The sequence below is a fragment of the Streptomyces sp. NPDC053560 genome, from assembly GCF_044544605.1.
GTDB lineage: Bacteria > Actinomycetota > Actinomycetes > Streptomycetales > Streptomycetaceae > Streptomyces.
Window position 1 is genome coordinate 79,802 of the sequence record NZ_JBITXI010000016.1, and the last position, 23,920, is coordinate 103,721.

23 protein-coding genes are annotated in these 23,920 nt (G+C 72.9%); 10 read left to right on the top strand and 13 right to left on the bottom strand.

Features of this window, described 5'->3' with window-relative positions; translation table 11 throughout:
* Positions 1 to 180: 180 nt before the first annotated feature.
* The gene (locus ACIGQF_RS32620) at positions 181 to 924 is read right to left on the bottom strand and encodes a ferritin-like fold-containing protein (RefSeq protein ID WP_361563834.1); all 744 of its coding nucleotides are present in this window, start codon (positions 922 to 924) and stop codon (positions 181 to 183) included.
* Positions 925 to 1,409: 485 nt separating this feature from the next.
* Here ACIGQF_RS32620 and ACIGQF_RS32625 point away from each other — a divergent pair, with 485 nt between their 5' ends.
* Both ACIGQF_RS32625 and ACIGQF_RS32630 read left to right on the top strand, forming a co-directional pair.
* Positions 1,410 to 3,830 carry a DEAD/DEAH box helicase gene (locus ACIGQF_RS32625; RefSeq protein ID WP_399717839.1) on the top strand — a complete coding sequence of 807 codons (2,421 nt, stop codon included), beginning with the start codon at positions 1,410 to 1,412 and terminating at the stop codon, positions 3,828 to 3,830.
* A 129-nt stretch (positions 3,831 to 3,959) separates the two neighbouring features.
* The gene (locus ACIGQF_RS32630) at positions 3,960 to 4,835 is read left to right on the top strand and encodes an alpha/beta fold hydrolase (RefSeq protein ID WP_399717841.1); all 876 of its coding nucleotides are present in this window, start codon (positions 3,960 to 3,962) and stop codon (positions 4,833 to 4,835) included.
* Between the two features lie 84 nt (positions 4,836 to 4,919).
* Here ACIGQF_RS32630 and ACIGQF_RS32635 read toward each other — a convergent pair whose 3' ends face one another.
* Positions 4,920 to 5,852 (bottom strand): NYN domain-containing protein, encoded by a 933-nt coding sequence (locus ACIGQF_RS32635; RefSeq protein ID WP_399717844.1) that lies wholly within the window; start codon positions 5,850 to 5,852, stop codon positions 4,920 to 4,922.
* 227 nt (positions 5,853 to 6,079) lie between these two features.
* Between ACIGQF_RS32635 and ACIGQF_RS32640 the strand changes: the two genes are divergently transcribed.
* Entirely contained in the window at positions 6,080 to 6,238 is a 159-nt protein-coding gene (locus tag ACIGQF_RS32640) for a hypothetical protein (protein WP_361563827.1), read from the top strand.
* Between the two features lie 120 nt (positions 6,239 to 6,358).
* On the opposite strand, the gene ACIGQF_RS32645 is transcribed toward ACIGQF_RS32640, so the two are convergent.
* The 4 genes from ACIGQF_RS32645 to ACIGQF_RS32660 form a co-directional block, all read right to left on the bottom strand.
* On the bottom strand, positions 6,359 to 6,964 hold the full coding sequence (locus ACIGQF_RS32645) for a MarC family protein (RefSeq protein WP_399718055.1): 606 nt from the start codon (positions 6,962 to 6,964) through the stop codon (positions 6,359 to 6,361).
* A gap of 124 nt (positions 6,965 to 7,088) precedes the next feature.
* Positions 7,089 to 7,964, bottom strand: coding sequence for a PHP domain-containing protein (locus ACIGQF_RS32650; protein ID WP_399717848.1), 876 nt, complete (start codon positions 7,962 to 7,964; stop codon positions 7,089 to 7,091).
* A 190-nt stretch (positions 7,965 to 8,154) separates the two neighbouring features.
* Positions 8,155 to 8,793: a DUF6758 family protein gene (locus tag ACIGQF_RS32655; RefSeq protein ID WP_399717851.1), complete on the bottom strand. Its 639-nt coding sequence runs from the start codon at positions 8,791 to 8,793 to the stop codon at positions 8,155 to 8,157.
* A gap of 171 nt (positions 8,794 to 8,964) precedes the next feature.
* The gene (locus ACIGQF_RS32660; RefSeq protein ID WP_399717853.1) at positions 8,965 to 9,549 is read right to left on the bottom strand and encodes a suppressor of fused domain protein; all 585 of its coding nucleotides are present in this window, start codon (positions 9,547 to 9,549) and stop codon (positions 8,965 to 8,967) included.
* Positions 9,550 to 10,060: 511 nt separating this feature from the next.
* On the opposite strand from ACIGQF_RS32660, the gene ACIGQF_RS32665 reads away from it, so the two are divergent.
* Together ACIGQF_RS32665 and ACIGQF_RS32670 are read left to right on the top strand one after the other, a co-directional pair.
* Positions 10,061 to 11,191, top strand: a complete 1,131-nt coding sequence (locus ACIGQF_RS32665; protein WP_399717856.1) for a magnesium and cobalt transport protein CorA — start codon at positions 10,061 to 10,063, stop codon at positions 11,189 to 11,191.
* Between the two features lie 53 nt (positions 11,192 to 11,244).
* Positions 11,245 to 11,790, top strand: a complete 546-nt coding sequence (locus tag ACIGQF_RS32670) for a hypothetical protein (RefSeq protein ID WP_399717859.1) — start codon at positions 11,245 to 11,247, stop codon at positions 11,788 to 11,790.
* A 43-nt stretch (positions 11,791 to 11,833) separates the two neighbouring features.
* Here the strand turns inward: ACIGQF_RS32670 and ACIGQF_RS32675 are convergent, their stop codons facing one another.
* The gene (locus ACIGQF_RS32675) at positions 11,834 to 12,616 is read right to left on the bottom strand and encodes a hypothetical protein (protein WP_399717862.1); all 783 of its coding nucleotides are present in this window, start codon (positions 12,614 to 12,616) and stop codon (positions 11,834 to 11,836) included.
* Between the two features lie 257 nt (positions 12,617 to 12,873).
* Here ACIGQF_RS32675 and ACIGQF_RS32680 point away from each other — a divergent pair, with 257 nt between their 5' ends.
* From ACIGQF_RS32680 to ACIGQF_RS32690, 3 genes are all read left to right on the top strand, one after another.
* The gene (locus ACIGQF_RS32680) at positions 12,874 to 14,271 is read left to right on the top strand and encodes a magnesium transporter MgtE N-terminal domain-containing protein (protein WP_399717865.1); all 1,398 of its coding nucleotides are present in this window, start codon (positions 12,874 to 12,876) and stop codon (positions 14,269 to 14,271) included.
* The gene (locus tag ACIGQF_RS32685) at positions 14,258 to 14,848 is read left to right on the top strand and encodes a DUF1003 domain-containing protein (RefSeq protein WP_399717868.1); all 591 of its coding nucleotides are present in this window, start codon (positions 14,258 to 14,260) and stop codon (positions 14,846 to 14,848) included. Before ACIGQF_RS32680 ends, ACIGQF_RS32685 begins: the two co-directional genes overlap by 14 nt.
* Before the next feature lie 107 nt (positions 14,849 to 14,955).
* A complete protein-coding gene (locus ACIGQF_RS32690) occupies positions 14,956 to 16,113 on the top strand; it encodes an Mrp/NBP35 family ATP-binding protein (RefSeq protein ID WP_399717870.1) in 1,158 nt (385 codons plus the stop codon).
* A gap of 112 nt (positions 16,114 to 16,225) precedes the next feature.
* Here ACIGQF_RS32690 and ACIGQF_RS32695 read toward each other — a convergent pair whose 3' ends face one another.
* The 5 genes from ACIGQF_RS32695 to sigE all read right to left on the bottom strand — a co-directional run bounded on the left by ACIGQF_RS32695 (position 16,226) and on the right by sigE (position 21,461).
* Positions 16,226 to 16,873: a hypothetical protein gene (locus tag ACIGQF_RS32695; protein ID WP_399717872.1), complete on the bottom strand. Its 648-nt coding sequence runs from the start codon at positions 16,871 to 16,873 to the stop codon at positions 16,226 to 16,228.
* A 117-nt stretch (positions 16,874 to 16,990) separates the two neighbouring features.
* Positions 16,991 to 17,452 (bottom strand): sec-independent translocase, encoded by a 462-nt coding sequence (locus ACIGQF_RS32700; RefSeq protein WP_399717876.1) that lies wholly within the window; start codon positions 17,450 to 17,452, stop codon positions 16,991 to 16,993.
* A gap of 206 nt (positions 17,453 to 17,658) precedes the next feature.
* Positions 17,659 to 19,395, bottom strand: a complete 1,737-nt coding sequence (locus ACIGQF_RS32705) for a trypsin-like peptidase domain-containing protein (RefSeq protein WP_399717879.1) — start codon at positions 19,393 to 19,395, stop codon at positions 17,659 to 17,661.
* Between the two features lie 168 nt (positions 19,396 to 19,563).
* The gene (locus tag ACIGQF_RS32710) at positions 19,564 to 20,685 is read right to left on the bottom strand and encodes a zf-HC2 domain-containing protein (RefSeq protein WP_399717882.1); all 1,122 of its coding nucleotides are present in this window, start codon (positions 20,683 to 20,685) and stop codon (positions 19,564 to 19,566) included.
* Positions 20,682 to 21,461, bottom strand: coding sequence for an RNA polymerase sigma factor SigE (sigE, locus tag ACIGQF_RS32715; RefSeq protein ID WP_361563789.1), 780 nt, complete (start codon positions 21,459 to 21,461; stop codon positions 20,682 to 20,684). The genes ACIGQF_RS32710 and sigE overlap by 4 nt, the downstream gene beginning before the upstream one ends.
* A 153-nt stretch (positions 21,462 to 21,614) precedes the next feature.
* Here sigE and ACIGQF_RS32720 point away from each other — a divergent pair, with 153 nt between their 5' ends.
* Entirely contained in the window at positions 21,615 to 22,298 is a 684-nt protein-coding gene (locus ACIGQF_RS32720; protein WP_399717885.1) for an O-methyltransferase, read from the top strand.
* Positions 22,299 to 22,526: 228 nt separating this feature from the next.
* On the opposite strand, the gene ACIGQF_RS32725 is transcribed toward ACIGQF_RS32720, so the two are convergent.
* Positions 22,527 to 22,694 (bottom strand): DUF3117 domain-containing protein, encoded by a 168-nt coding sequence (locus ACIGQF_RS32725; protein ID WP_107054016.1) that lies wholly within the window; start codon positions 22,692 to 22,694, stop codon positions 22,527 to 22,529.
* Between the two features lie 327 nt (positions 22,695 to 23,021).
* Here ACIGQF_RS32725 and ACIGQF_RS32730 point away from each other — a divergent pair, with 327 nt between their 5' ends.
* A complete protein-coding gene (locus ACIGQF_RS32730) occupies positions 23,022 to 23,822 on the top strand; it encodes an enoyl-CoA hydratase-related protein (protein ID WP_399717889.1) in 801 nt (266 codons plus the stop codon).
* The last annotated feature ends 98 nt before the right edge of the window (positions 23,823 to 23,920 follow it).

The following is a 23,920-nucleotide window of genomic DNA, read 5'->3' on the forward strand; positions in this document are numbered from 1 at the left end:
GCCCGGGGGGGGGGGGGGGGGGGGGGCGGCGGGGGGGGGGGGGGGGGCCCCGGGGGGGCCCCCCCCCGGGGGCCCCCCCCCCGCCCGGGGGGGGGGGGGCCCCACGGGGTGAGCATCCTCATACGGGCCGGGCGGCGATCCCGGCCCGGGGCGGGACCGGCCGGCCCCGCCGTCAGTCCCTCAGGCGGCCAGCCCCAGGGCCGCCATCCGCTTCGTGTGCGCCTCGGTGATGCGCGAGAACATCCGGCCGACCTCCGCCAGGTCGAAGCCGTCGGCCACCCCGCCGACCAGCATCGTCGACAGCGCGTCGCGCTCCGCGACCACCCGCTGCGCCTGCGAGAGCGCCTCGCCCATCAGGCGGCGCGCCCACAGCGCGAGCCGGCCGCCGACCCGCGGGTCGGCCTCGATGGCCGCGCGGACCTTCTCGACGGCGAAGGAGGCGTGCCCTGTGTCATCCAGCACACCGAGCACCAGCTCCTTGGTGTCGGAGTCCAGCCGGGCCGCCACCTCGCGGTAGAAGTCGCTGGCGATGGAGTCGCCGACGTACGCCTTGACCAGGCCTTCCAGCCAGTCCGACGGGGCGGTCTGGCGGTGGAACTCGTCCAGCGCGGCGACGAACGGCTCCATCGCCGCGTTCGGCTCGGCGTCGATCTGCGCCAGCCGCTCCCGCAGCCTCTCGAAGTGGTGGAATTCGGCCGAAGCCATCTTCGCCAGCTCCGCCTTGTCGTCCGTGGTGGAGGCCAGCTTGGCGTCCTCGGCCAGCCGCTCGAAGGCGGCCAGCTCGCCGTACGCGAGGGCGCCGAGCAGGTCGATGACCGCGGCGCGGTACTGCGGGTCGGCGGCCGCCTGCTCCCAGGTCTGGGCGGCGATCCCGGTGGGCTCGTCGGGCGTGGCGTCGGCGGTGGCGTTGTCGGGCGTCTCCATGAAGCGCACAATAGCCCGCCGCGCAAGCCGGGAGAGGGCCTGGTCAGCCACTCGGGTCCCACCCGACCGAACGATTGCCCGGACACACATGCGCTCATCCGGGGTATGGTGGTAATGAGCCCGCCGACTATCGGTGGGCCTGCCACGCATGCGGATGCCCGGTCGGTGGCCCGATCGGCTCCAACACCCGACCGCCCTCTGTTGTGGCGCGTACGAGACGTACGTGCGGCAGGAGGGACACCGCTCGCGGCACGAGCGCCTGAGCGAAGGCAGTGGTCCCGCGCCATCCGGCCCTAGGAGGCCGGGCCGCGCCGAGTACGAACAGTACGACGGTGAGAAGGCACGGTTGATCCCCTTCGACGCCTCGCGCCGCGACTCACAGAAGAGGCAAGATTCTGTCTACGTTCCGAGACCTCGGGATCCTCCCCGAGACCGCTGAAGCCCTCGAAGCCGTCGGCATCACGACTCCTTTCCCCATCCAGGCCATGACCCTCCCGGTCGCCCTCTCGGGCTCGGACGTCATCGGCCAGGCCAAGACCGGTACGGGCAAGACCCTCGGTTTTGGGCTCCCGCTCCTGGAGCGCGTCACCGTCCCCGCCGACGTCGAGTCCGGCCGGGCCAAGCCCGAGAAGCTGACCGACGCGCCGCAGGCACTGGTCGTCGTCCCCACCCGTGAGCTGTGCCAGCAGGTCACCAACGACCTGCTGACCGCCGGCAAGGTCCGTAACGTCCGCGTTCTCGCCATCTACGGCGGCCGTGCGTACGAACCCCAGGTCGAGGCGCTCAACAAGGGCGTCGACGTCGTCGTCGGCACCCCGGGCCGCCTGCTGGACCTGGCGGGCCAGAAGAAGCTGAACCTCTCCCAGGTCCGCGCCCTGGTCCTGGACGAGGCCGACGAAATGCTCGACCTCGGCTTCCTGCCGGACGTCGAGAAGATCATCCAGCAGCTGCCCGCCAAGCGGCAGACCATGCTGTTCTCCGCGACCATGCCCGGCCAGGTCATCTCGCTGGCCCGGCGCTACATGTCACAGCCGACCCACATCAGCGCCACCTCGCCCGACGACGAGGGCGCCACGGTCGCCAACATCACCCAGCACGTCTTCCGCGCGCACTCCATGGACAAGCCGGAGATGGTCTCGCGCATCCTGCAGGCCGAGGGCCGCGGGCTCGCGATGATCTTCTGCCGCACGAAGCGCACCGCGGCCGACATCGCCGACCAGCTCGCGCGGCGCGGCTTCGCCTCCGGCGCCGTCCACGGCGACCTCGGCCAGGGCGCCCGCGAGCAGGCGCTGCGCGCCTTCCGCAACGGCAAGGTCGACGTCCTCGTCTGCACCGACGTCGCCGCGCGCGGCATCGACGTCGAGGGCGTGACGCACGTCATCAACTACCAGTCGCCCGAGGAGGAGAAGACCTACCTGCACCGCATCGGCCGTACGGGCCGCGCGGGCAACAAGGGCACCGCCGTCACGCTGGTCGACTGGGACGACATCCCGCGCTGGCAGCTGATCAACAAGGCGCTGGACCTGCCGTTCAACGACCCGGAGGAGACCTACTCCACCTCCGCGCACCTCTACGAGCTGCTGAAGATCCCCGAGGGCACCAAGGGCGTGCTGCCGCGCTCGGAGCGCACCCGCGCGGGCCTCGCGGCCGAAGAGGTCGAGGACCTCGGCGAGACCGGCGGCCGCGGCCGTGGCGGTCCGCGCGGCCGGGGCGGCAAGGAGCGCGAGGAGGAGCGCCCGGAGCGTACGCGTACGCCGCGCAAGCGTCGCCGTACCCGCAACGGCGCCCCGGTCGAGGCCGGTGCCGAGGGCGGTGCCGACGCCCCGAAGGGCGGTGAGGCCGCCGAGGCCGCTGCGGACACCGCCGAGGGCACATCCGCGCCGCGCCAGCTGCGCCGCCGCCGTCGCACCCGCAGCGGCGCCTCCGCCGCCACGTCCGCGGCCACCACGGCCCCCGCCGCGACCGCGCACGCCGTGGCGGAGCCGGAGTCCGCCCCCGCCGAGAAGGCGGCGCAGGCGGTGGAGACCGCCGAGGGCACCGACGCCGCGGACGTCCCGGCGCAGAGTGCCGGTCCGGACACCGCGCAGGAGGCGCCGGCCAAGCCGCGCCGCCGCCGCAGCCGGAACAACCGCGCCCAGGGCACGGCCGCCGAGGCCGTGACCGCCCCCGCCGAGGACCGGGCGCCCGCCGCCAAGGCCCCGGCCCGGGCCGCGAAGACTCCGGCGCCCCGGCGCCCGGTCGTGGTCAAGGAGGACACCTCGGTGGGCTTCCAGACGGTCGAGGTCGCCGCCCGGCGACTGGCCGCCGAGCGCCGCGCCGCCGAGGAGACCGCCAAGAAGACCGCCGAGCGCGCCACCGCGGAGAACGTCGTCGCGGAGAGCACTCCGGCCGAGGCCGCCGAGGAGGCGCCGGCCAAGCCGCGCCGTACCCGCAAGACGGCCGCCAAGAAGACCGCCGAGAAGGCGGAGGCCGCGGTCGACACCGCCGAGGGCAGCCAGCCCGCGGAGACGGTGGCCGACGAGGCACCGGCCAAGCCGCGCCGCACCCGCAAGACCGCCGCCAAGAAGACGACCGCGAAGGCCGAGGCCTCCGTCGAGGCGGCCGAGGGCACGGACGTCGCCGAGGAGGCGCCGGCCAAGCCGCGGCGTACCCGCAAGACGGCCGCCAAGAAGGCCGAGGCCGCGGTCGACACCGCCGAGGGCGACCAGCCCGCGGAGACGGTGGCCGACGAGGCACCGGCCAAGCCCCGCCGCACCCGCAAGACCGCCGCCAAGAAGACCGCGGAGAAGACCGAAGCGGCCACCGGGGACGGCGCGACGGATGAGGTTCCGGCCAAGCCGCGCCGCACGCGCAAGACCGCGGCGAAGAAGCCGGCCGCTGCCGCCGAGGCGGCGGCCGAGGGCTGATCCGCAGGCCACCGACGGCCCCGTACCGCTCAGGCGGTGCGGGGCCGTCGTCGTACGGGCGGCGGGACGGGCGGCGGAGGCCATCTTTCCGGCACCCGCCCGTCATCCGCCCCGGATAGCCTCTGGTGCATGAGTAGGCCTCCGTTCCTCGATCTGCCCGCGTGCGCCGGCGCGTACCGACTCGCCACCGCGCGAGGTGAGTTCGCGGTGCACGACGCGCGTCCCGACGGCCCGCTACGCGGCACCGCCCTGCTGGTACCGGGCTTCACCGGCAGCAAGGAGGACTTCCTCCCGCTGCTCGCCCCGCTGGCGGCGGCCGGGTACCGCGCCGTGGCCGTGGACGGCAGAGGCCAGTACGAGACACCGGGGCCGCGCACGGAACAGGCTTACGCACAGGGCGAGTTGGCGCTCGACATCGCCGCGCAGGCGGCCGCGCTGGACGCCGGCCCGGTGCATCTGCTGGGCCACTCGCTCGGCGGGCTGCTGGCGCGCGCCGCGGTGCTCGACTGCGCCGCGCCGTACCGCTCGCTGACCCTGATGAGCTCGGGCCCCGCCGCGGTCGCCCCCGAGCAGCGGGCCCGCGCCAAGATGCTCATCGACGCGCTGACCACGATGACGATGGAGGCCGTCTGGCAGGCGATGCGGGACCTGGACCCGCCGGAGGCGGCGGGCGAGACCACGCCGCCCGAGATCGCCGAGTTCCTGCACCGCCGCTGGCTGGGCACCGTGCCGGAACAGCTGATCGGCACGGCGCGGCAGATAGCCGGCGAGCCGGACCGGGTGGCCGCGCTGGCCGCCGTACCGCTGCCCAAGCACGTACTGTCCGGTGCCGTCGACTACGCCTGGCCGGTGCCGCTGATGGACGAGATGGCCGAGCGGCTCGGCGCGCGCCGTACGGTCATCGCGGGCGCCGAGCACTCCCCCAACGCCGAGCGGCCGGCGGAGACGGCGGCGGCTCTGGTGTCCTTCTGGGACGAGGCGGGGGACGACGGCCCCGGGCTGTAGGCGCACGCCGGGCTGCAGGGCGTACGCGAGGCAGTGGCACTCACGCGGGCGATGGGGCAGCATGACGTACGCGGAGCGTGAGGCTCAGAACTGCGCCCGTACGTGCTCCCAGAAGCCGTCCCGCAGCACGCGCCGGAGGTCGGCGTACGGGCGCAGGGAGTGGCGCAGCAGGCCCTCGGCGGTGGTCAGCAGGTCCTGGTCGACGGCGCCCGGCAGGTAGGGATGGCCGGGCAGCAGGTCGGCGGTCCAGTCACGGCCGCGGGAGGCCAGCCACTGGGCGGCGACCTGCGCGCCGACGAAGCGGACGTCCTCGCGGCTGGGCGCCGGCCCGTCGTCGGCCGCGCCCGCCGCGCCACCGTCCTGCAGCGTGCGCTCGGTGACGTACGGCTTGCAGAACTCCAGGTCGAAGGTGCGCTGACTGTCGACCTCCCAGAGCAGCGGCTCGGCCTGGTTCCGCCCGTCGACGGCCTCGACGCCCCACAGGTGCACCCGCGCGCCGTAGCCCTGCGCCGCCTCCACCGCGGAGACCAGGTCCTCGTCGCCGCCGATGAGGACGGCGTCGCTGATGGCGCGGTGCCGAGCGAGCGACTCCAGGTCGGAGCGGATCAGGGAGTCGACGCCCTTCTGCTGGTTGTTGGCGTTGAGGTTGCCGAGCCGCACCTTGACGTCGGGGAGCTCGGCGATGGACTGCTGCTCCAGGGTGTGGATGCGGCGGCGCGCGCCGTCGTACCAGTAGACCCGCAGCAGCCGGCTGTCCGGGAAGACGACGCGGGTCACCTCGATGAAGGCGTCGATGATCCCTTCGGCGTCCAGATCGAAGGAGCGGCGGTCCTCCGTACCGGTGACGAGCCGGCCGGCCGCCGCGTAGAGATAGCCCGCGTCGACGAAGACCGCGTGCGTGGAGGGGGTCGTGGCGACCTCGGCCAGGACACGGTTGAGCAGCTCGTTGGTGCGCTCGATGCCCGCCACGACAGCGGTGAGGTCGGTGGGGCCCGCGGGCCGGACGTCGTCGTTCATACCGGTTCGATTCTCCTGGCGGGCACGGGGGAGGCACAACCGGCCGGGTGGCGAGGGACGAGTGAACTTACCTGTGAGTAATTAGACACTCGAAAATTTTCTTTAGCGTAGGGAATTATTGCTCAGAGCACTTCGTTGTCCCCATTGGCACGCCTGACACCGATGACAGGCATCCGTGCCGCCCAGCAGTTCTCCTCAGGAGGATCAGACGAAGGGAGAAGCCCTTTATGCGCTTCGAGATCATGCGTCTTGACGACGTCAACGGCACCGCCGTGGACAGCACCGTCGTGGACGCCGCCTCCGTCAACCGGATCGTGCAGCAGGCCGCCGCAATCGGCCAGCGCATCTACATCCGCCCCGCCGATGCCGCGACGGCCGCTTCGTAACGCGGTCCCCGGCTCCCCGGCCCGCCGGCTCACCGGCCCGCCGACAGCAGCGCCCCCGTACGGACGGTCCGTACGGGGGCGGCGTGTTCTCCGGGGCGGGCGGCTGCCGGGCCGGTCGGCTCAGGCGCCGTTGACCACCTGGGTCACGCCGTTGATGATCTGCTGCACGGCCAGCGCGGAGAGCATCATGCCGGCCAGCCGGGTCACCAGGACCACCCCGCCGTCCTTGATCACTCGAATGATCACCAGCGAGAAGCGCATCACCAGCCAGAGGACCACATGGATCGCGGCGATCGCCGCCCATACCGAGACCTGGCCCGTGGCACCGTCCGCGTGCTGCACCGCGAGGATCACCGACACGATGGCGCCCGGCCCGGCCAGCAGCGGCATGCCCAGCGGCACCAGCGCCACGTTGACGTCCTTGGTCTGCGTCGGCTCCTCCGACTTCCCCGTCAGCAGGTCGAGCGCGATGAGCAGGAGCAGCAGCCCGCCCGCGATCATCAACGCGGGCGTGGAGATGTGCAGGTAGGCAAGGATCTGACGGCCGCAGAGGCCGAAGACGGCGATGACGCCGAACGCGACGGCCGCCGCCTGCCATGCCATCCGGCGCTGCACCTTGGCCGGACGGCCCGAGGTCAGGGCGAGGAAGATCGGCGTGATCCCAGGGGGATCCATAATCACAAAAAGGGTGAGAAAGAGGGATCCGAAGACGGCGAGGTCGAACACGGTGATGGCCTTGCGGTGGTACGGGAGCACGCGCGCAGGGGCGCGTGTGCAGCGGGAAGAGGACGGCGCGGAGCGCCGGAGGAGCCCGGGAGGGGCGGGAAGGTGTAAGGCCCCGCGGGCCGGATCAGCCGCCGGCGCCGGGGACGGGGAACGCGCCGGTCGCACGGCGCACGATCTCCCCGTAGATCTCGGGGTCGGTGGTGTACTCGCCGAGCCGACAGGTCTTGCGGCTGCCGTGGTAGTCGCTGGAGCCGGTGGTGAGCACGCCGAGGTCGGCGGCGATGGCGCGCAGCCGGTCACGGGTCGGCGCGTCGTGGTCCATGTGGTCGACCTCGATGCCGTCCAGCCCGGCGGCGGCCAGCTCGGCGATCGCGCTCTCCGGGACGCAGACGCCGCGCTTGAGGGCCAGCGGGTGCGCGAAGACGGTGACCCCGCCCGCGGCCTTGACCAGCCGGACCGCCTCGAAGGGGTCCAGTTCGTGCTTCTCGACGTACGCCCGGCCGTCGTTGGCCAGCCACTCGGGGGTGAAGGCGTCGGAGACGGTCGGCACGACGCCCAGCTCGACCATGGCGGTGGCGATGTGCGGGCGCCCGACGGCGCCGTCGCCGGCGATCCGCGCCACCTGCTCCCAGGTGATGGGCACCCCCAGCTCCTGGAGCTTGGCGACCATGCCGCGGGCGCGCGGAACCCGGTCGTCCCGTACGAGCTCCCGCTCGCGGGCGAGCTCCGGCTCGTCGGGGTCGAAGAGGTAGGCCAGCATGTGCAGGCTGATGCCGTCGCCGCTGCCGTCGCGCGCGGGCAGCCGGCAGGACAGCTCGGCGCCGGTCACGAGCGTCAGCCCGGCCGGCAGCGCGGCCTTGGCCTCGGCATATCCGCCGACGGTGTCGTGGTCGGTGAGCGCGACGACGTCCAGACCGGCCTCGGCGGCGTTGCGTACCAGTTCGGCCGGGGTGTCCGTGCCGTCGGACGCGGTGGAGTGGGTGTGCAGGTCGATACGCACGACACGGACTCCAGACACGGACGGGACGGCGGACCGGGCAATGGCCGGACAGCGCGCCGGACGACAGGGGACGTCCAAAGGATAACCGCCGACCGTCCATCCGCCCTCGTGCCGAGCGTGACACCGCTCTCACTGCCGGACCTGCGCGGACACCATCGCCGCGAGACAGGACGTACGGGAGTCCGCCGCCTCAGGACAGGATGCGCGGGGACAGCGCGCCGCACGGCAGCAGGTCGACCTCGGCGCCCGCGTCCCGCAGGTCGGTGAGGACCAGCTCGTCGTACATCAGCAGCCCGGACTGCTCGGGCCAGACGACCGCCCACAGCCACAGCCCGCGCGCCTCGCCCGCGAAGACCGCACGGTCCTCGGGCACGCCCTCGACGTGCCACAGCGGGGTCGGCCGGCCCGCGGCCATCACCTTGGCGTGCGGCGGCCGCTCCACGCGCATGCCCGGTCCCGGGTCCGGTCCGTCGATGCCGGCGTACCGGGCGCCGAGCCCGACGCCGAGCTCCTCGGCGACCAGCACCAGCTCACCCGGGCCGCCCAGCGGTCCGGGGCCCGAGCAGGCCACCGCGGTGGCACGGCCGCCGCTGCGGTCGTCCCCCGCGCAGGCCACGCCCGTGAACAGCCAGCCCACCGGCAGCGGCCACGGCATCCACACCGGGACGCGCGCGCGATTGACCACGACGGCCAGCGCTTCGACGCTCGGCGGCACGACCGGTTGCAGCGGGTGCACGGTGCCGTGCACGTCGCACTGCCAGGAATCGGCAAAGAGACCGGGCGCGCGCACCCGGCCACCGCACTTCGGGCAACTGGGTTCGCCCCTCATAGGGCTCAACGGTCCTCCAGGGCCGCCCGCGCGTCAAGGACGATCACCCGTCCGGGGTGCGCTGCGCCGCTGCGTCATCTGTACGCCCACGCAGCGAGGTCGGTCGCATTCGAGCCAACCGGACACCGACTTCACGCCAACTTCGCATCGTGGCGTTTCGATCTCGGTGCGTCAGTCCAAGGAGACGCCGCCGCGCAGCGGATCGCGCAGGTCGGTGCCCTGCTGGAGCCAGCGCTCCTCCAGCGCCGCGGCACCGTGCACCCGTTTCCAGGCCGCCTCGTTCGGCGTCATGGGCAGCAGGGGCAGAAAGCGCACCGGCTCCATCGGCTCGTCGAGCGCGAGGTCTTCCACCTGCCCCCCGCCCTCACTGACCAGTACCGAGGTGAAGGGCGCGTCCGGCCACAGCGGGTCGCCGACGTCCAGTGAGGCGCCCGGGGCCACGATGACGCCTTCGACCTGCGGGGAAGCGGCCAGTACGGCGAGCGGCCTGAGCACCTTGTCGGTGTCGGCGCGGCCGTTCCGCACGGTCAGGATCAGTTCCGCGCGGGGGCCTTTCAGGGGGTCGGCGAGGACTTCCGAGGGATCCGTCATGGGGTTCGCCGACATGCCCAGCGTGACGTACCGCACCAGCTCGCCGTCGGCGTAGCGCAGCACTTCGATGCGGTCCGTACCGAGGAACGTCACCGCGGCGCGCGCGTCCGGCTCCCCCAGCGCCATCAGCAACCGGGCTTCGACCAGCTCAAGAACGTCAGACATGCGGCGAGCATACGGGCGGCTCCGGGGCCGGCCGGCCGCCCCTTCGACGGGGTACGGCTGCGTATGGAACAGGCAAAGCGGCGGCGCAGCGGGAACGTAACGGTTCAGTCGGCTGATAGCCTTGCCATCTGGTCAGCGAAAGACGTCCGTCCCCCAGCGGGGACCGGCCGGAGGAGGTGGGACTGGCATGGATCCTAGTCGACCGTGCAGTACCGGCAGTTCTCCCGTCGTCCCGCTGATGATGCGACTCTCCTGATTCCGAGAGCTTCCGTACCCGGCCTTGTCCCGCCGAAACACGTGAAGTCCCTTCGCACCCGCAGCTTCTGACGGAAGAACGCCTGCACCTCGGTTTTCCCTGTTCTTTCCGCACTGCGAACCGCCGTCAGTACCGACGCACGGAGCGCCGCCCGCTTTGCGGACGTACGACCGACGATGCCGCGTACGTCCACGTTCCGGGTTGCGCTACGCACCGCGCCCCGCGCCTGACGGCCGGCCCGTGAAGGAGCCTGCCATGTCGATGATCCGCGACCTGCGCGCCGCCGTCCGCCCCTCCCGGCGTCGCGGCGACTCCCCGTACGAGTACGAGACCACCCGCACCGCCGCCACCAACAGCGCCATCGTCGACTGCGGTGTCTACCGCGACGGCCGGCGCGTCAGCGGCCATGTCTCCCCCGGCGAGGCCATCGCCGACGTCCGCGAGAACGGCGGCTTCACCTGGATCGGCCTGCACGAGCCGAACGAGCGTGAGTTCGCCGGCATCGCCGGCGAGTTCGGGCTGCACCCGCTGGCCGTCGAGGACGCCGTCCACGCCCACCAGCGGCCCAAGCTGGAGCGGTACGACGACACCCTCTTCACCGTCTTCAAGACGATCCACTACGTCGAGCACGCCGAGCTGACCGCCACCAGCGAGGTCGTGGAGACCGGCGAGGTGATGTGCTTCACCGGCCGGGACTTCATCGTGACCGTCCGACACGGCGGCCAGGGCTCGCTGCGCGCGCTGCGGCACCGCCTCCAGGACGACCCCGAGCTGCTCGGCAAGGGCCCCTCGGCCGTGCTGCACGCCATCGCCGACCAGGTCGTGGACGGCTACATCGCGGTCGCCGACGCGGTGCAGGACGACATCGACGAGGTCGAGATCGACGTCTTCAGCTCCGGCACCAACGGCAAGGCCCAGGGCAAGGCCGGGGCCACCGCCAAGGGCGGCGACGCCGGGCGGATCTACCAGCTCAAGCGCGAGGTGCTGGAGTTCAAGCGGGCGGTCTCGCCGCTGCTGCGCCCGATGCAGCAGCTCAGCGAGCGGCCGATGCGGCTGGTCGACTCCGACATCCAGAAGTACTTCCGGGACGTCGCGGACCACCTGGCGCGCGTCAACGAGCAGGTACTCAACTTCGACGACCTGCTGAACTCCATCCTGCAGGCCAATCTGGCGCAGGCGACCGTGGCGCAGAACGAGGACATGCGCAAGATCACCTCGTGGGCCGCGATCTTCGCGGTGCCGACGATGATCGCCGGGATCTACGGCATGAACTTCAAGTACATGCCCGAGCTGCACTGGAAGTTCGGCTACCCGGCCGTCCTGATGGTCACCGTCGTCATCTGCTTCGGCATCCACCGCGGCTTCAAGCGCAACGGCTGGCTGTAGCGGTCGCGGGGCGGCGGCACGGTCCTCCGGAGCGCCTGACTAGGCTTACGGGCATGACGGAGACCGTGCCCCAGCCGCTGCTCGACCAGGCGCTCATCGAGGAGGCCACCAAGAAGTCCGGCCTCATCTGGGTCCAGGGGACCGAGGGCCCGTCCCGCGCGCTCTGGCACGTCTGGCACGACGGCGCCGCTTGCCTCGTCGGCGACGGCGCCCTGGAGCAGCCGCTGGCCGACCTCGGGCTCGCCGACGGCGCCACCGCCACCGTCACCGTCCGCAGCAAGGACAAGGGCGGCCGGCTGGTCGCCTGGACGGCCCGGGTCACCGAGGCAGCGCCGCACAGCGAGCCCTGGGAGGCCGCCGTCGGCGAGCTGAAGGGCAAGCGGCTGAACGCGCCGGACGCGGACACCATGCCGGAGCGCTGGGCCCGCGAGAGCCGGGTGCTGCGGCTGACCCCGCTCACCGGGGACGGGGCGCCCGAGGCGCGTACGGACTTCGGTGACGACGCGGGGGCCGCCCGGCCGCTGCCGTCCGCCGCCACCACCCGCGGGCCGCTCCCCGCCGCGCTGCCGAAGCTGCTCCGCCGGGGCCGGCGCGGCTGACCCGCTCCCGGTACCGCCGGAGCCGGTTGCCGCGCGCCGGCGCTCAGTTCCCGCTGCCGAGGCTCTCCCCGTAGTCCACGACCTGGTTGTCGTCCGGGCGCTCCAGCCCGATCCGCTTGCCCCAGTCGGTGAACCGGATCACGCCCGCGCCGCCGGCCCGCTGGAGGCGCAGCGGGTAGGGCTCGCCGTCCAGGGAGACGTCCAGCGTGCCCCCGTTGCCCTGCGCCGCCGCGACGCGGATGGTGCGGGTGCCGTCGACGTCGCCGTGGGCGCCGCGGGAGAGGCTGCCGTGCAGCGAGAGCAGCGTCTCCAGCAGCGGCTCCTTCTCGGTGAAGCCGCTGAACTGCTTGTACGTGCGGTCCTCGGCGGGCACCTTCACGTACTTGCCGTCGAGCTTGGCGGCGGCCGCGGTGTCGCTCTCGCTCGGCGCGGCGTCCTTCTGGTGCGCCCAGAAGTCGGCGTCGGCCTTCACCCACAGCGACCGGTCGATGCGCAGCAGGGAGAACTCGGTGTCCTTGGTGCCGACCGTGCCCTTGCCGCCGTTCCGCGCCAGCTGCATGTCCAGTTCGTACGTGCTGCGGCCGCTGACGAGCTTGCCGGTGACGTGCACGGTGTTCGCGCTCTCCGCCGCGGCCACCGTCTTCTTCCGGATCTTGGCGGCGGACAGCTTGCCGACGCCGTTGGTGCCCGCGTCCGGGTCCTCCGAGCCCCCGCAGGCCGTCAGCGCCAGCGCCAGGCCCGCGCACACCGTGACGGCGGCCGTCGCCCGGCCGGCGCGGCGGACGGAGCGGGGCCGGCGACTCGTTCCTGGCGAAGTTGCGGTCACGGCTGGCTGCCTCCTGGTGCGCTGGTCGGTCGCGGGTGCCTCGACGGCGTACGGCAGCGTACCGGTGCACCGCACGGCGTCCGGCGGAGAGGGAGGCGTACGGCGGTCGGACAGCCGTACGGTGGTGCCTGCCGGGGCACCCGTCAGCGGAGCGCGCTAGCCTGAAGCCGACCGAAGCGCGATATCACCTGATTTTTCGGGAGTCGGCTGCCCCCGGTCCGCCGGGAGCCGGAGGAGAAGGAGCGGAGGCGCACGGCATGGCGGTGGTCACCCCCCGGGTGTTCGTCTCGCATCTCTCCGGCATCGCCGTGTTCGACCCCAACGGCGACCAGGTCGGCCGGGTACGGGACCTCGTGGCCGTGCTGCGGGTGGCCGGCCGGCCGCCCCGGCTCCTCGGGCTCGTCGTCGAGGTGATCAGCCGGCGCCGGATCTTCCTGCCGATGACCCGGGTGACCGGCGTGGAGTCCGGACAGGTCATCACGACCGGCGTGGTGAACATGCGGCGCTTCGAGCAGCGCGCCTCGGAGACCCTCGTCCTCGGCGAGCTGCTGGACCGCCGGGTGAGCATCGTGGAGACCGGCGAGGACGCCACCGTCCTGGACATCGGCATCACCCAGCTGCCCGCCCGCCGGGACTGGGAGATCGAGAAGGTCTTCGTACGGAAGGGTAAGGGCGGGGCGCTGCGCCGCCGCGGAGAAACGTTGACCCTGGACTGGTCGCAGGTCACCGGTTTCTCCCTGGAGGAGCACGGGCAGGGCGCCGAGAGCCTGCTCGCCACCTTCGAGCAGCTGCACCCCGCCGACCTCGCGAGCGTCCTGCACCACCTCAACCCCAAGCGCCGCGTCGAGGTCGCCGCCGCGCTGGACGACGACCGGCTCGCCGACGTCCTGGAGGAGCTGCCGGAGGACGACCAGGTCGAGATCCTCGGCAAGCTGAAGGACGAGCGGGCCGCCGACGTCCTGGAGGCGATGGACCCCGACGACGCCGCCGACCTCCTCTCCGAGCTCCCGGAGGACGAGAAGGAGCGGCTGCTGACGCTGATGCGGCCCGCCGACGCGGCCGACGTCCGGCGCCTGATGTCGTACGAGGAGCGGACGGCGGGCGGCCTGATGACCACCGAGCCGATCGTGCTGGGCGCGGACGACACGGTCGCCGACGCGCTCGCCCGGGTGCGCGACCCCGACCTCTCCCCCGCGCTCGCCGCCCAGGTGTACGTCTGCCGGCCGCCGGACCAGACGCCGACCGGCAAGTACCTCGGTGTGGTCCACTTCCAGCGGCTGCTGCGCGATCCGCCCTTCACCCTCGTCGGCGCGATCGTGGAGAGCGACCTGCCGCCGCTGCCGCCCGACACCCCGCTGCCCGCCGTGACCAGCTACCTGGCCACGTACAACATGGTCGCGGCGCCCGTCGTGGACGAGAGCGGGTCCCTGCTGGGCGCGGTGACCGTGGACGACGTGCTGGACCACCTGCTGCCCGAGGACTGGCGCGAGACGGACCTGCACGGCGCGCCCGGCGTGGACGCCACGGACCACATGGGCGGGCGCGGCGACCGCCCCAACGGACACGGGGGCGAGCGGACGAACGGACACTCCGGCGGCGCTTCGGGGAGCAACGCCGCGGGCACCGCGGGCGGGGGCACGCATGGGCGTCGATGACCGGGAGAGCACCAAGGAGCGGGCGCGGGCCGCCGCGGCCTCCGGCGAGCGGTCGCGGGCCCGGCTGGACGTGCCGCGGGCGCCGCGCCGCAGCCTGCTGCCGGAGTACGACCCGGAGGCGTTCGGGCGGCTGTCGGAGAAGATCGCCCGCTTCCTGGGGACCGGCCGGTTCATCGTCTGGATGACCGTCCTGATCATCGTGTGGGTCGCCTGGAACGTCACGGCGCCCGCGCCACTCCGCTTCGACGAGTACCCCTTCATCTTCCTGACCCTCGCGCTGTCCCTCCAGGCGTCGTACGCCGCGCCGCTGATCCTGCTCGCCCAGAACCGGCAGGACGACCGGGACCGGGTCAGCCGCGAGCAGGACCGCAAGCAGAACGAGCGGTCGATCGCGGACACGGAGTACCTGACCCGCGAGATCGCGGCGCTCCGGCTCGGCCTCGGCGAGGTCGCCACCCGCGACTGGATCCGCTCCGAACTCCAGGACATGATCAAGGAGCTGGAGGGGCGGCGGGACGCGGAGTACGAGGACGGCGAGTACGAGGAACGGCCGTCCCGCCGCCGTCACCGGGAGTGACGTACACGACGGGGGACGGCCCTTTCCGGAGGCCCCCACCGAATCCCACCCGTCGCCCGACCACCGCCCCTTTGGGACGCGCTTCACGCGGCCGTACTATGCAGTACATGGCTACCGACACGCCCACGACGGCCGTTCCGAGCGAGGACGCGATCCGCGACGCGCTCGCGACGGTGAACGACCCCGAGATCCACCGCCCCATCACCGAGCTGGGGATGGTCAAGTCCGTGGACATCGCGGCCGACGGCGCCGTGTCGGTCGTGGTCTACCTCACCGTCTCCGGCTGCCCGATGCGCGAGACGATCACCAGCAACGTGCGCGACGCGGTCGCCGGGGTCGAGGGCGTCACCTCCGTCGCCGTCGACCTGGACGTGATGAGCGACGAGCAGCGCAAGGAGCTGGCCTCGGCGCTGCGCGGCGGCACGGCCGAGCGCGAGGTGCCCTTCGCGCAGCCGGGTTCGCTCACCCGCGTGTACGCGGTCGCCTCCGGCAAGGGCGGCGTCGGCAAGTCCTCCGTGACGGTGAACCTCGCCGCGGCCATGGCCGCCGACGGCCTGAAGGTCGGCGTCGTGGACGCGGACATCTACGGCCACAGCGTGCCGCGCATGCTGGGCGCCGAGGGCCGTCCCACCCAGGTCGAGAACATGATCATGCCGCCGTCGGCGAACGGCGTGAAGGTCATCTCGATCGGCATGTTCACCCCGGGCAACGCGCCGGTCGTCTGGCGCGGCCCGATGCTGCACCGCGCGCTCCAGCAGTTCCTCGCGGACGTGTACTGGGGCGACCTGGACGTCCTGCTGCTGGACCTGCCGCCCGGCACGGGCGACATCGCGATCTCCGTCGCCCAGCTGGTGCCGAACGCCGAGATCCTGGTCGTCACCACCCCGCAGCAGGCCGCCGCCGAGGTCGCCGAGCGGGCCGGCTCCATCGCCGTGCAGACCCACCAGAAGATCGTCGGCGTGGTCGAGAACATGGCCGGCCTGGAGCTGCCCAATGGCGAGATCGTCGACGTCTTCGGCACGGGCGGCGGCCAGCAGGTCGCCGAGGGCCTGACGAAGACGACCGGTACGCAGGTGCCGGTGCTCGGCTCGATCCCGATCGACGTCCGGCTGCGGGAGGGCGGCGACGCGGGCAAGCCCGTCGTGCTCAGCGACCCGGACTCCGGCGCGGGCGCGGCGATCCGTGCGGTCGCCGGCAAGCTGGGCGGCCGTCAGCGCGGCCTGTCGGGCATGTCCCTGGGAATCACCCCGCGCAACAAGTTCTGAGCGCTCACCGGGCCGTTCCCGGACGCCACGAGGGGCGGACCACTGGGTCCGCCCCTTTGCCGTGCGCCGGTGTCGTGTTTGTCGTACGCCGGTGTCACGTCAGCTTCGTACGTCAGCCCTCGTACGTGCTCAGGTCCTTGACGACGGCGAAGCCGAGACCGTAGGCGCTCATGCCGCGCCCGTACGCGCCGATGTGCACGCCCTCCGGGCCGTCGCCCGTCGACCCGGCGAGCACCCAGCCGTACTCCGACTCGCGGTAGTGGAACGGCGTCGGCACGCCGTCCACCGGGAGCGTCAGCTCGGTCCAGGCCTCACCGGTCAGGTCGTCCGCCAGCTCCCACGCGATCATGGTCTGCTGGTCCAGCCAGTCCTGCCGCAACGCCCGCTCCATCTGCACCGGCCAGGTGCAGTTCAGCAGCCCGGAGCCGGCCAGCCAGGCCGCCGAGGAGACCGAGGTGGCTTCCAGTACGCCCGTGCCGTCCTCGCTGCGCCGTACGGGGCGGCAGGGCACCGTGACCACGACCGCGAAGCGCTCGGCATCCGGCACGGTCTCCACCCGAATGGTGGGCTCCTCCCCGTGCGCGAGCGAACCGTGTTCGACCGTGCCTTGGGGGGTGACGCCCGCGTGCATCAGCCGACGCGGGCCCGTGAAGGCCTCGTCCAGGCCGTACCACGGGAAATCGGCCATCAAATAGCCGTCGACCTTTTCCCCGGCGTCAGCGGGCACCGCATGTGCGCCGGCCCGACTCTTCGTCTCCATGTGCGCGGAGCCTCCTCGTTGCCCTGCGTCGTGGGCGGCCCGCCCCCCTCAGGCGACCTCACCCCGGACACCGGGAGCATAGCCATACGAGTCAACACAGCCGGACATACGGGCGTATCAGGTGGCGTCCGCGTCGAACGGAGGACGGTCGGCGGGGGCGGGGGTCTCGCGCTTGGTCAGGTCGGGCGTGCCGCCGCCGGCGGCCGGGGTCTCCTTGGTGAGGCTGTGGCGGACACCGCCGCCGTCGTCGCTCCCGTTGCCCCGGACGGCCTCCGTGACCTCGGCCATCTCCTGCTTCACGTCGAAGCCGTTACGGATCTCCTGGAGGCCGTACTCCTCCTTCTCCAGGACGTGCTTCCGTACGAAGGTCTTCGGGTTCAGGTCCTCGAACTCGAAGTCCTTGAACTCGGGGCCCAGCTCGGAACGGATGTCCTCCTTGGCACTGTCGGAGAACTGCCGCACCTTGCGGATGAATCCCGTCACATCTTGGATGACCTTGGGCAGCTTGTCGGGGCCGAAGATGAGGATGGCCAGAACCACGAGCGCCACCAGCTCTAGGGGTCCTATGTCGAAGAACACCTTGCAGCTCCTTGATCCGTCCGTGGCCCTGTCCTGCGGCCTTACGGCCCAGGCCGACTATCACGGTACCTGGCCCCGGCCGTCCAACGGGAGTCACCCGCCCCAACACAGTGCAAACGATCGTGACACCGGCATCCCGCCCGTGACTGCGCGCGAGCGCCGGGACACGGGGTGAGACGCGGCCGGTCGGGCCTGCGCCCTTCCGGTCAGTTCTGGTCCGTGGACGAGCCGAGGGTGATCCCGACCGTGCGCGGGTGGCCGTTCCGCTCGACCGTGAGTTTCAGCCGGTCCCCCGGGCGATGACTGCGGATCTTGACGATCAGCTCCTCGCCGCTGTGCACCGCGCCGCCGTCCACCTGCGTGATCAGATCGCCCGCCTTGATCCCGGCGCGCGCGCCGGGGCCGCCCGGCGTGACCGCGGCGGCGCCGCCCCGGCTCTTGGCGCTCACCCGCGCGCCGTCCCCGCTGTACCCCATGTCCAGCGTCACCCCGATCACCGGATGCGTCGCCCGGCCGGTGTTGATCAGCTCCTCGGCGACGCGCTTGCCCTGGTTGATCGGTATCGCGAAGCCCAGCCCTATGCTGCCGCCCTGCTCGCCGCCGAGGCTGTCGCCGTTGCCGGCCGCGCGGATGGCGCTGTTGATGCCGATGACGTGCGCCCGGCCATCGACCAGCGGGCCACCGGAGTTGCCCGGGTTGATGGGCGCGTCGGTCTGCAGCGCGTCCACGTAGCTGACGTCGCTGCCGTCGCCGCTCTCGCCGCCCGCGGTGATCGGGCGCTGCTTGGCGCTGATGATCCCGGAGGTCACGGTGTTGGCCAGGTCGAAGGGCGCGCCGATCGCCACGACGGGGTCGCCGACCTGTACGTCGTCGGAGTTGCCGAGGGTGAGCGGCTTCAGGTCACCGGCGCCGTCGACCTTGACCACGGCGAGGTCGTAGCCGCTGTCCCGGCCCACGACGCGGCCGGTGGCGGTCTCGCCGCCGCTGAAGGTGACGGTGATCTCGGCGTCGCCCCCGCCGGCCTCGACGACGTGATTGTTGGTCAGCAGGTGGCCCCGGCGGTCCAGTACGAAGCCGGTGCCGGTGCCCTCCTCGTCGCCACCGCGTACGTGCAGGGTGACGACGCCGGGGAGCGCGCTGCGCGCGATGCCGGCCACGCTGTCGGGAGCGCGGCCGGCCTGCTCGCCGGAGACCTGCGGCAGCCGGACGTCACCGACGCCGCCGCTGCGCTCGATGTACGCGCCGACGCCGCCGCCGACGCCGCCCGCCACCAGCGCGAGCACGATCGCGCCGACGACGATCCGCCCGCGCCCCCGCTTGCGCTCCGCGGGCGCCGGCTCCCCCGCGCCGTCCCCCGCCGCCCAGGGGTCGTACCGCTCCCACGGCCCCCCGCCGCCCCCGCCGTACCCGGCAAGAGGCACCTGCGGCATCGGAAGAGGCTGCCCGCCCCGGGGCTGGGGCTCGTCCTGAGGCCGAGGTCCGCCCTGCGGGTAAGGCTGTGGCTGAGGGGGCGTTCCCTGCGGCGCCGCCCGGGGTGCGGCCGGTGCCGGGGACCCGGCGTACGGCAGTGGGGCCGCTGGCGGAAAGTCCTGCGTCGGCTGCTGCGCGGCGGCGGGCGGGACGCCCTGCGCCTGCTGGGGCGGGACGGCGACGCCGTGGGGCGGTGTCGGTACCGGGCGCTGTACGGGCGGCGCCGGCGCCCACGGGCCGGGCCCGCCGTACGGCGGAGTGCCGTACGGGTCCTCCGGATGCAGCGGCCGCGCGGCCTGCTCCGGGTGGTCGGCCCGCGCCTGTCCGGGCACCGGGGTTTCCTCCGGAGCAGGCTCCGGGGCCCGCTGCCGGGCCGGTCCGGCCGTCGTCTCCGGGGCCGGTTCCGGCCGTCCCTCCGTGGCCCGGTCGGAACGGTCCTCGTGGTGGGGCCCGGAGGCCGTGCCCTCGTTCATGTTCTCCCCACAGTTCGCCCGCGTGCGGGGCCGCGCGCCCCCTGGGTGCGCTGGTGGCGCGATGCGCGGCCCACCGGCGATTCAACCAGGTTCGGGTCCGCCGCGTGCGGGGCCCGGTGACTGCCGGGCCCCGGTGACGGCGGAAGCGACCGCCTGCCTGACGGCGGGTCAGGGGGCGGCGGAGGCGCTGCGGGTCAGCAGGGGCCGCTTCGGCTCCAGCGGGGGCAGCGGCGGGGCCGGGTAGGTGGTGGCCCGCGAGGACGGCGAGGCGAGCGCCGAGGGCAGCGGTCCGCGGCTCCCGGACGGGGCCGAGCCGCCCGTGCCGGCCGCCGTCACACCGGAGAGCCCGTGGGACGCGCCCGCCGACGCACCGGAAGCGGCACCCGTGCCCGCCGCCGTGTCCAGCCCGGAGGCCGGACCGGCGACGCCGGGGCGGCCGGGGGCCGCCAGCGGGCTCAGCCGCGCGCCGCCGTCGCCGGTCAAGGGCGTGGCGTACCGCACCGGGAGGGAGGCGGCCGCGGGGTAGAACTCGGCGGAGGAGGCGGCCGGCGTCGCCCGGCCCTGCAGGACGCCGAGCAGCGCGTCCCGGTCACGCGAACCACGCGCAGCGGCCGGCCGCTGCCCGCGCTCGCCGGCCCTCTCCGCCTGGGCGGCCGGGGCGGCCGACAGCGGGCTGTTCGCCCCTTCGCCGCGCCCCGAAGCGGTGTCGACCGCGGCCTCCAGCGGCAGCGCGCCGCTCAGCGCGAAGGCCGCCAGGGAGACGGCGCCCGCGGCGGCGAACGCGAAGCGGCGCCGCGGCGAACCGTGGGGAGCCGTGCCGGAGGGACCGGCCGTCGCGGCACCCGACCGCTCGCCGCCGCGCTCATGTATCCGGAAGCCGCGCCCGCCCGGCTGCGCGAGGAGCCCGGGGGCCGCGTGCGTGCCCGAGGTCGGGGCGTACGCGAAAGACATGCCGCCGCGGCCGAAGCCGCCGCCGTTCAGGCCGCCGCGGCCGAAGGACCCACGCCCGAGGCCGCCCTCACCGAGCCGGCCCGCGGGCGCGCCGGGATCCCCCCCGGGCAGCCCCTGCAGACGGGCGAGCAGCCCGTCGGAGGGCCCGGGCGGGGCCATTTCCGCGAAGACGTTCTTCAGTTCCCGCTGGGCATCGGCCTCGGCCTTGCACTTGCCGCAGGTCGCGAGGTGCGCCAGCACCCGCTCACGCTGATCGTGCCCCAGCTCCCCGTCGACCAGAGCCGCGAGGCGGTCGCCGAGATGCTGCTCAGCGGGGGACTGACCGCCGCTACCGCTCACGCGATTCCGACCTCCCCTGTCGCCAGGGGCGCGAAGGCGCGCTGCTGCCGCTCGCGCTCCCGCTCCTCGGCGCGCGCCGCAGGCGAGCGGTGCTTGAGCGCCTTGCGCAGGTGGGAACGGCCTCGGTGGATACGGCTGCGGACCGTGCCGAGCTTCACGCCCAGGGTCGCGGCGATCTCCTCGTACGACAGGCCCTCGATGTCGCACAGGACGACGGCGGCGCGGAACTCCGGCGCCAGGGTGTCCAGCGCCTGCTGCACATCGGCGTCGAAGTGGGTGTCGTTGAAGTGCTGCTGCGGCGACGGCTCGCGGCTGGGCAGCCGCTCGGCGGCGTCGTCGCCCAGCGCGTCGAAGCGGATCCGCTGCCGGCGGCGCACCATGTCCAGGAAGAGGTTGGTGGTGATGCGGTGCAGCCAGCCCTCGAACGTACCGGGGGTGTACGTCGAGAGCGAACGGAAGACGCGGACGAAGACTTCCTGGGTGAGGTCCTCGGCATCGTGCTGGTTTCCCGTCAGGCGGTAGGCGAGACGGTAGACACGGGCGCTGTGGGTGCTGACGATCTCCTCCCAGCTGGGCGGAGTCCACGCCTGCGATTCCGCATCGGCGGCGAAGGTCGCGGTGGGTGCGGAGTCGTTCGCGCGGGCACGGTCAGCATTGTTGGTCACGGATTTCGGCTCGCCGGCCGACCTTCGAAAACGCAGCAGCGTTCTTCGGTCACCCGCCGCAGCCGCACCTCCCCTGGTGGCTCTGGTGGTGTCCAGTAGAGCCCCTACCATATCCACCTCACCCGTTAGCTCCGGATAAGCAGTTTTGACCTGCTTTTGGTCTGGCTTGCGGTTCTCTTCCGTCCTCACCTGCGTATCCCCCCTGTTTCTCTCTAACGCCCGGTCCCATCTGCGGGTTCCCGCACTCAGCGGATACAGTCACGGTTGCGTCAACTACGGGGACAGGAGAGGGCCATTACCGGCAACCGGCAGACGAGCTTGGCATTCGCCGAGGCCTACGGCGCCGGGACCATCGACGACACGGCCGACGCCGCCCTGCACTGGTCCCGCGACCGGGCCCGGGAAGCCGGCATCCGCACGGTCTCGACCGGCACCGGATCGGCCCTCAGCCTGCTCGCCGCCACCGCGGACGCCAAGGCCGTCGCGGAGATCGGCACCGGTACCGGCGTCTCCGGCATCTACCTCCTGCACGGCATGCGCCCCGACGGCGTCCTGACCACCGTCGACCTGGAACCGGAGCGCCAGCAGTTCGCCCGGCAGGCGTTCCGCGCCGCGGGCTTCGCCGGCAACCGGGCCCGCTTCATCCCCGGCGGCGCCCTGGAGGTCCTCCCCCGGCTCGCCGACGGCGGCTACGACCTGGTCTTCTGTGACGGCGACCGCATGGAGTACGCCGACTATCTCGCTGAATCGTTGCGCCTGCTGCGCCCGGGCGGGGTGGTCTGTTTCGAGGGCGTCTTCGCCGGCGGCCGGACCGTCGACTCCGGCGAGCAGCCTGCGGAGATACAGCGGCTGCGGGAACTGCTGCGGTCCATCCGCGAGAGCACGCACCTGGTCCCGTCGCTGCTGCCGGTGGGCGACGGCCTGCTCTGCGCGGTCAAGCGCGCCTGAGGGGTGCCGACGGGGCCCCGCGCACGCCGGGCGCGCAGGGGTGCGTAGGGTGCGACGGGCGAGAGCGCGTACGCCGGGGCTGAAAACCCCTACGTCCGGGCGCCTACGCATGCATGCGTATTTTCGAATCCGGGTACTGGGCCAGGGGTATGACACGGCCCCGGGAGTCGGTGCGTAGCGTGTACGCACCGTCCGCCGGGGCCGGACAGATCGTGAGGCTCGGCCGCGTCAGACGCAGACCTTGTCCAGAGCCTCGCCGAGAGCCTTGGCTTCGTCGGGAGTCAGCTCGACGACAAGCCGACCGCCGCCTTCGAGCGGAACGCGCATGACGATGCCCCGCCCCTCCTTGGTCACCTCGAGCGGGCCGTCGCCCGTCCGCGGCTTCATGGCCGCCATGCTCGTTCCCCTTCCTGAAACCAGCTCATCGTCAGCCGACGGCCCTCTGGAGAGGGGCACGCGTCACCGGCATCGAACACATTGCTTCCATGTCATTATCCCGCATCGCAGGACCCGATGACCAACATCAGCGGGCATCCCTTCGGCAACGTACATTCGCAAAACCACCCAATTCGGGGAGTCACCTGCGATACTGCGCCACCTGCCATTGCCCGGCACGCCACCATTCTTTGATGTACGTCACACGACAGTGCGGATGATCTCCGGCATCCTGATCGCCGGCTGCGCTTCTCCCGCAGCCCGAGCCGCGACGGAGGGGATCCCACCATGGCCGACACCGTGCTCTACGACGTCACCGACGGCGTTGCCACGATCACGCTCAACCGCCCTGATGCCATGAACGCACTCGACACGGAGACCAAGGTCGCCCTCCGTGACGCCGCGCGCGAGGCGGCCGCCGACCCAGCGGTACGCGCCGTCCTCCTGACGGCCGCGGGCCGCGCCTTCTGTGTCGGGCAGGACCTCAAGGAGCACATCGGTTCGCTGGAGAAGGACCGGGCGAGCGGCGAGGGCAGCACCATGAGCACGGTGCGCGAGCACTACAACCCGATCGTCGAGGCGCTGACCGGCATGGCGAAGCCGGTGGTCGCGGCCGTGAACGGGGTCGCTGCCGGGGCCGGCGCGGGCTTCGCGATGGCGGCGGACTACCGCCTCGTCGCCGACACCGCCTCCTTCAACACCTCCTTCGCGGGCGTCGCACTGACCGCCGACTCCGGCGTGTCCTGGACGCTGCCGCGTCTGGTCGGCCACGGCCGCGCCGCCGACCTGCTGCTCTTCCCGCGCAGCATCAGCGCCCAGGAGGCCTACGAGTTGGGCATCGCGAACAAGGTCGTGCCCGCGGCGGAGCTGGCCTCGGAGGCCCGGGCGCTCGCGCTGCGGCTGGCGCAGGGGCCGACCGCCGCGTACGCCGCCATCAAGGAGTCGCTGGCCTACGGCACCGACCACTCGCTGACCGAGACGCTCGCCAAGGAGGACGAGTTGCAGACGCGGGCCGGCGCGTCGGAGGACCACGTGATCGCGGTGGAGGCGTTCGTGAAGAAGGAGAAGCCGCGGTTCGTCGGGCGGTGAGGGGGCGTGGGGGGGGGGGGGGGGGGGCGCCCCCGCCGGCCCCCCCCCCCCCCCCCCCCCCCCCCCCCCCCCCCCGGCCCGGCCCCCGCCCCGGAGGG

What these genes read in the sequence shown, in the direction of transcription:
- ACIGQF_RS32680 (WP_399717865.1), top strand. Translation starts at nt 12,874, where the DNA reads ATGGCGGTGGTCACCCCCCGGGTGTTCGTCTCGCATCTCTCCGGCATC.
- ACIGQF_RS32660 (WP_399717853.1), bottom strand. Translation starts at nt 9,549, where the DNA reads ATGTCTGACGTTCTTGAGCTGGTCGAAGCCCGGTTGCTGATGGCGCTG.
- ACIGQF_RS32620 (WP_361563834.1), bottom strand. Translation starts at nt 924, where the DNA reads ATGGAGACGCCCGACAACGCCACCGCCGACGCCACGCCCGACGAGCCC.
- ACIGQF_RS32640 (WP_361563827.1), top strand. Translation starts at nt 6,080, where the DNA reads ATGCGCTTCGAGATCATGCGTCTTGACGACGTCAACGGCACCGCCGTG.
- ACIGQF_RS32625 (WP_399717839.1), top strand. Translation starts at nt 1,410, where the DNA reads ATGACCCTCCCGGTCGCCCTCTCGGGCTCGGACGTCATCGGCCAGGCC.
- ACIGQF_RS32690 (WP_399717870.1), top strand. Translation starts at nt 14,956, where the DNA reads ATGGCTACCGACACGCCCACGACGGCCGTTCCGAGCGAGGACGCGATC.
- ACIGQF_RS32630 (WP_399717841.1), top strand. Translation starts at nt 3,960, where the DNA reads ATGAGTAGGCCTCCGTTCCTCGATCTGCCCGCGTGCGCCGGCGCGTAC.
- ACIGQF_RS32705 (WP_399717879.1), bottom strand. Translation starts at nt 19,395, where the DNA reads ATGAACGAGGGCACGGCCTCCGGGCCCCACCACGAGGACCGTTCCGAC.
- ACIGQF_RS32730 (WP_399717889.1), top strand. Translation starts at nt 23,022, where the DNA reads ATGGCCGACACCGTGCTCTACGACGTCACCGACGGCGTTGCCACGATC.
- ACIGQF_RS32685 (WP_399717868.1), top strand. Translation starts at nt 14,258, where the DNA reads ATGGGCGTCGATGACCGGGAGAGCACCAAGGAGCGGGCGCGGGCCGCC.
- ACIGQF_RS32655 (WP_399717851.1), bottom strand. Translation starts at nt 8,793, where the DNA reads ATGAGGGGCGAACCCAGTTGCCCGAAGTGCGGTGGCCGGGTGCGCGCG.
- ACIGQF_RS32725 (WP_107054016.1), bottom strand. Translation starts at nt 22,694, where the DNA reads ATGGCGGCCATGAAGCCGCGGACGGGCGACGGCCCGCTCGAGGTGACC.
- ACIGQF_RS32695 (WP_399717872.1), bottom strand. Translation starts at nt 16,873, where the DNA reads ATGGAGACGAAGAGTCGGGCCGGCGCACATGCGGTGCCCGCTGACGCC.
- ACIGQF_RS32665 (WP_399717856.1), top strand. Translation starts at nt 10,061, where the DNA reads ATGTCGATGATCCGCGACCTGCGCGCCGCCGTCCGCCCCTCCCGGCGT.
- ACIGQF_RS32670 (WP_399717859.1), top strand. Translation starts at nt 11,245, where the DNA reads ATGACGGAGACCGTGCCCCAGCCGCTGCTCGACCAGGCGCTCATCGAG.
- ACIGQF_RS32635 (WP_399717844.1), bottom strand. Translation starts at nt 5,852, where the DNA reads ATGAACGACGACGTCCGGCCCGCGGGCCCCACCGACCTCACCGCTGTC.
- sigE (WP_361563789.1), bottom strand. Translation starts at nt 21,461, where the DNA reads ATGGTAGGGGCTCTACTGGACACCACCAGAGCCACCAGGGGAGGTGCG.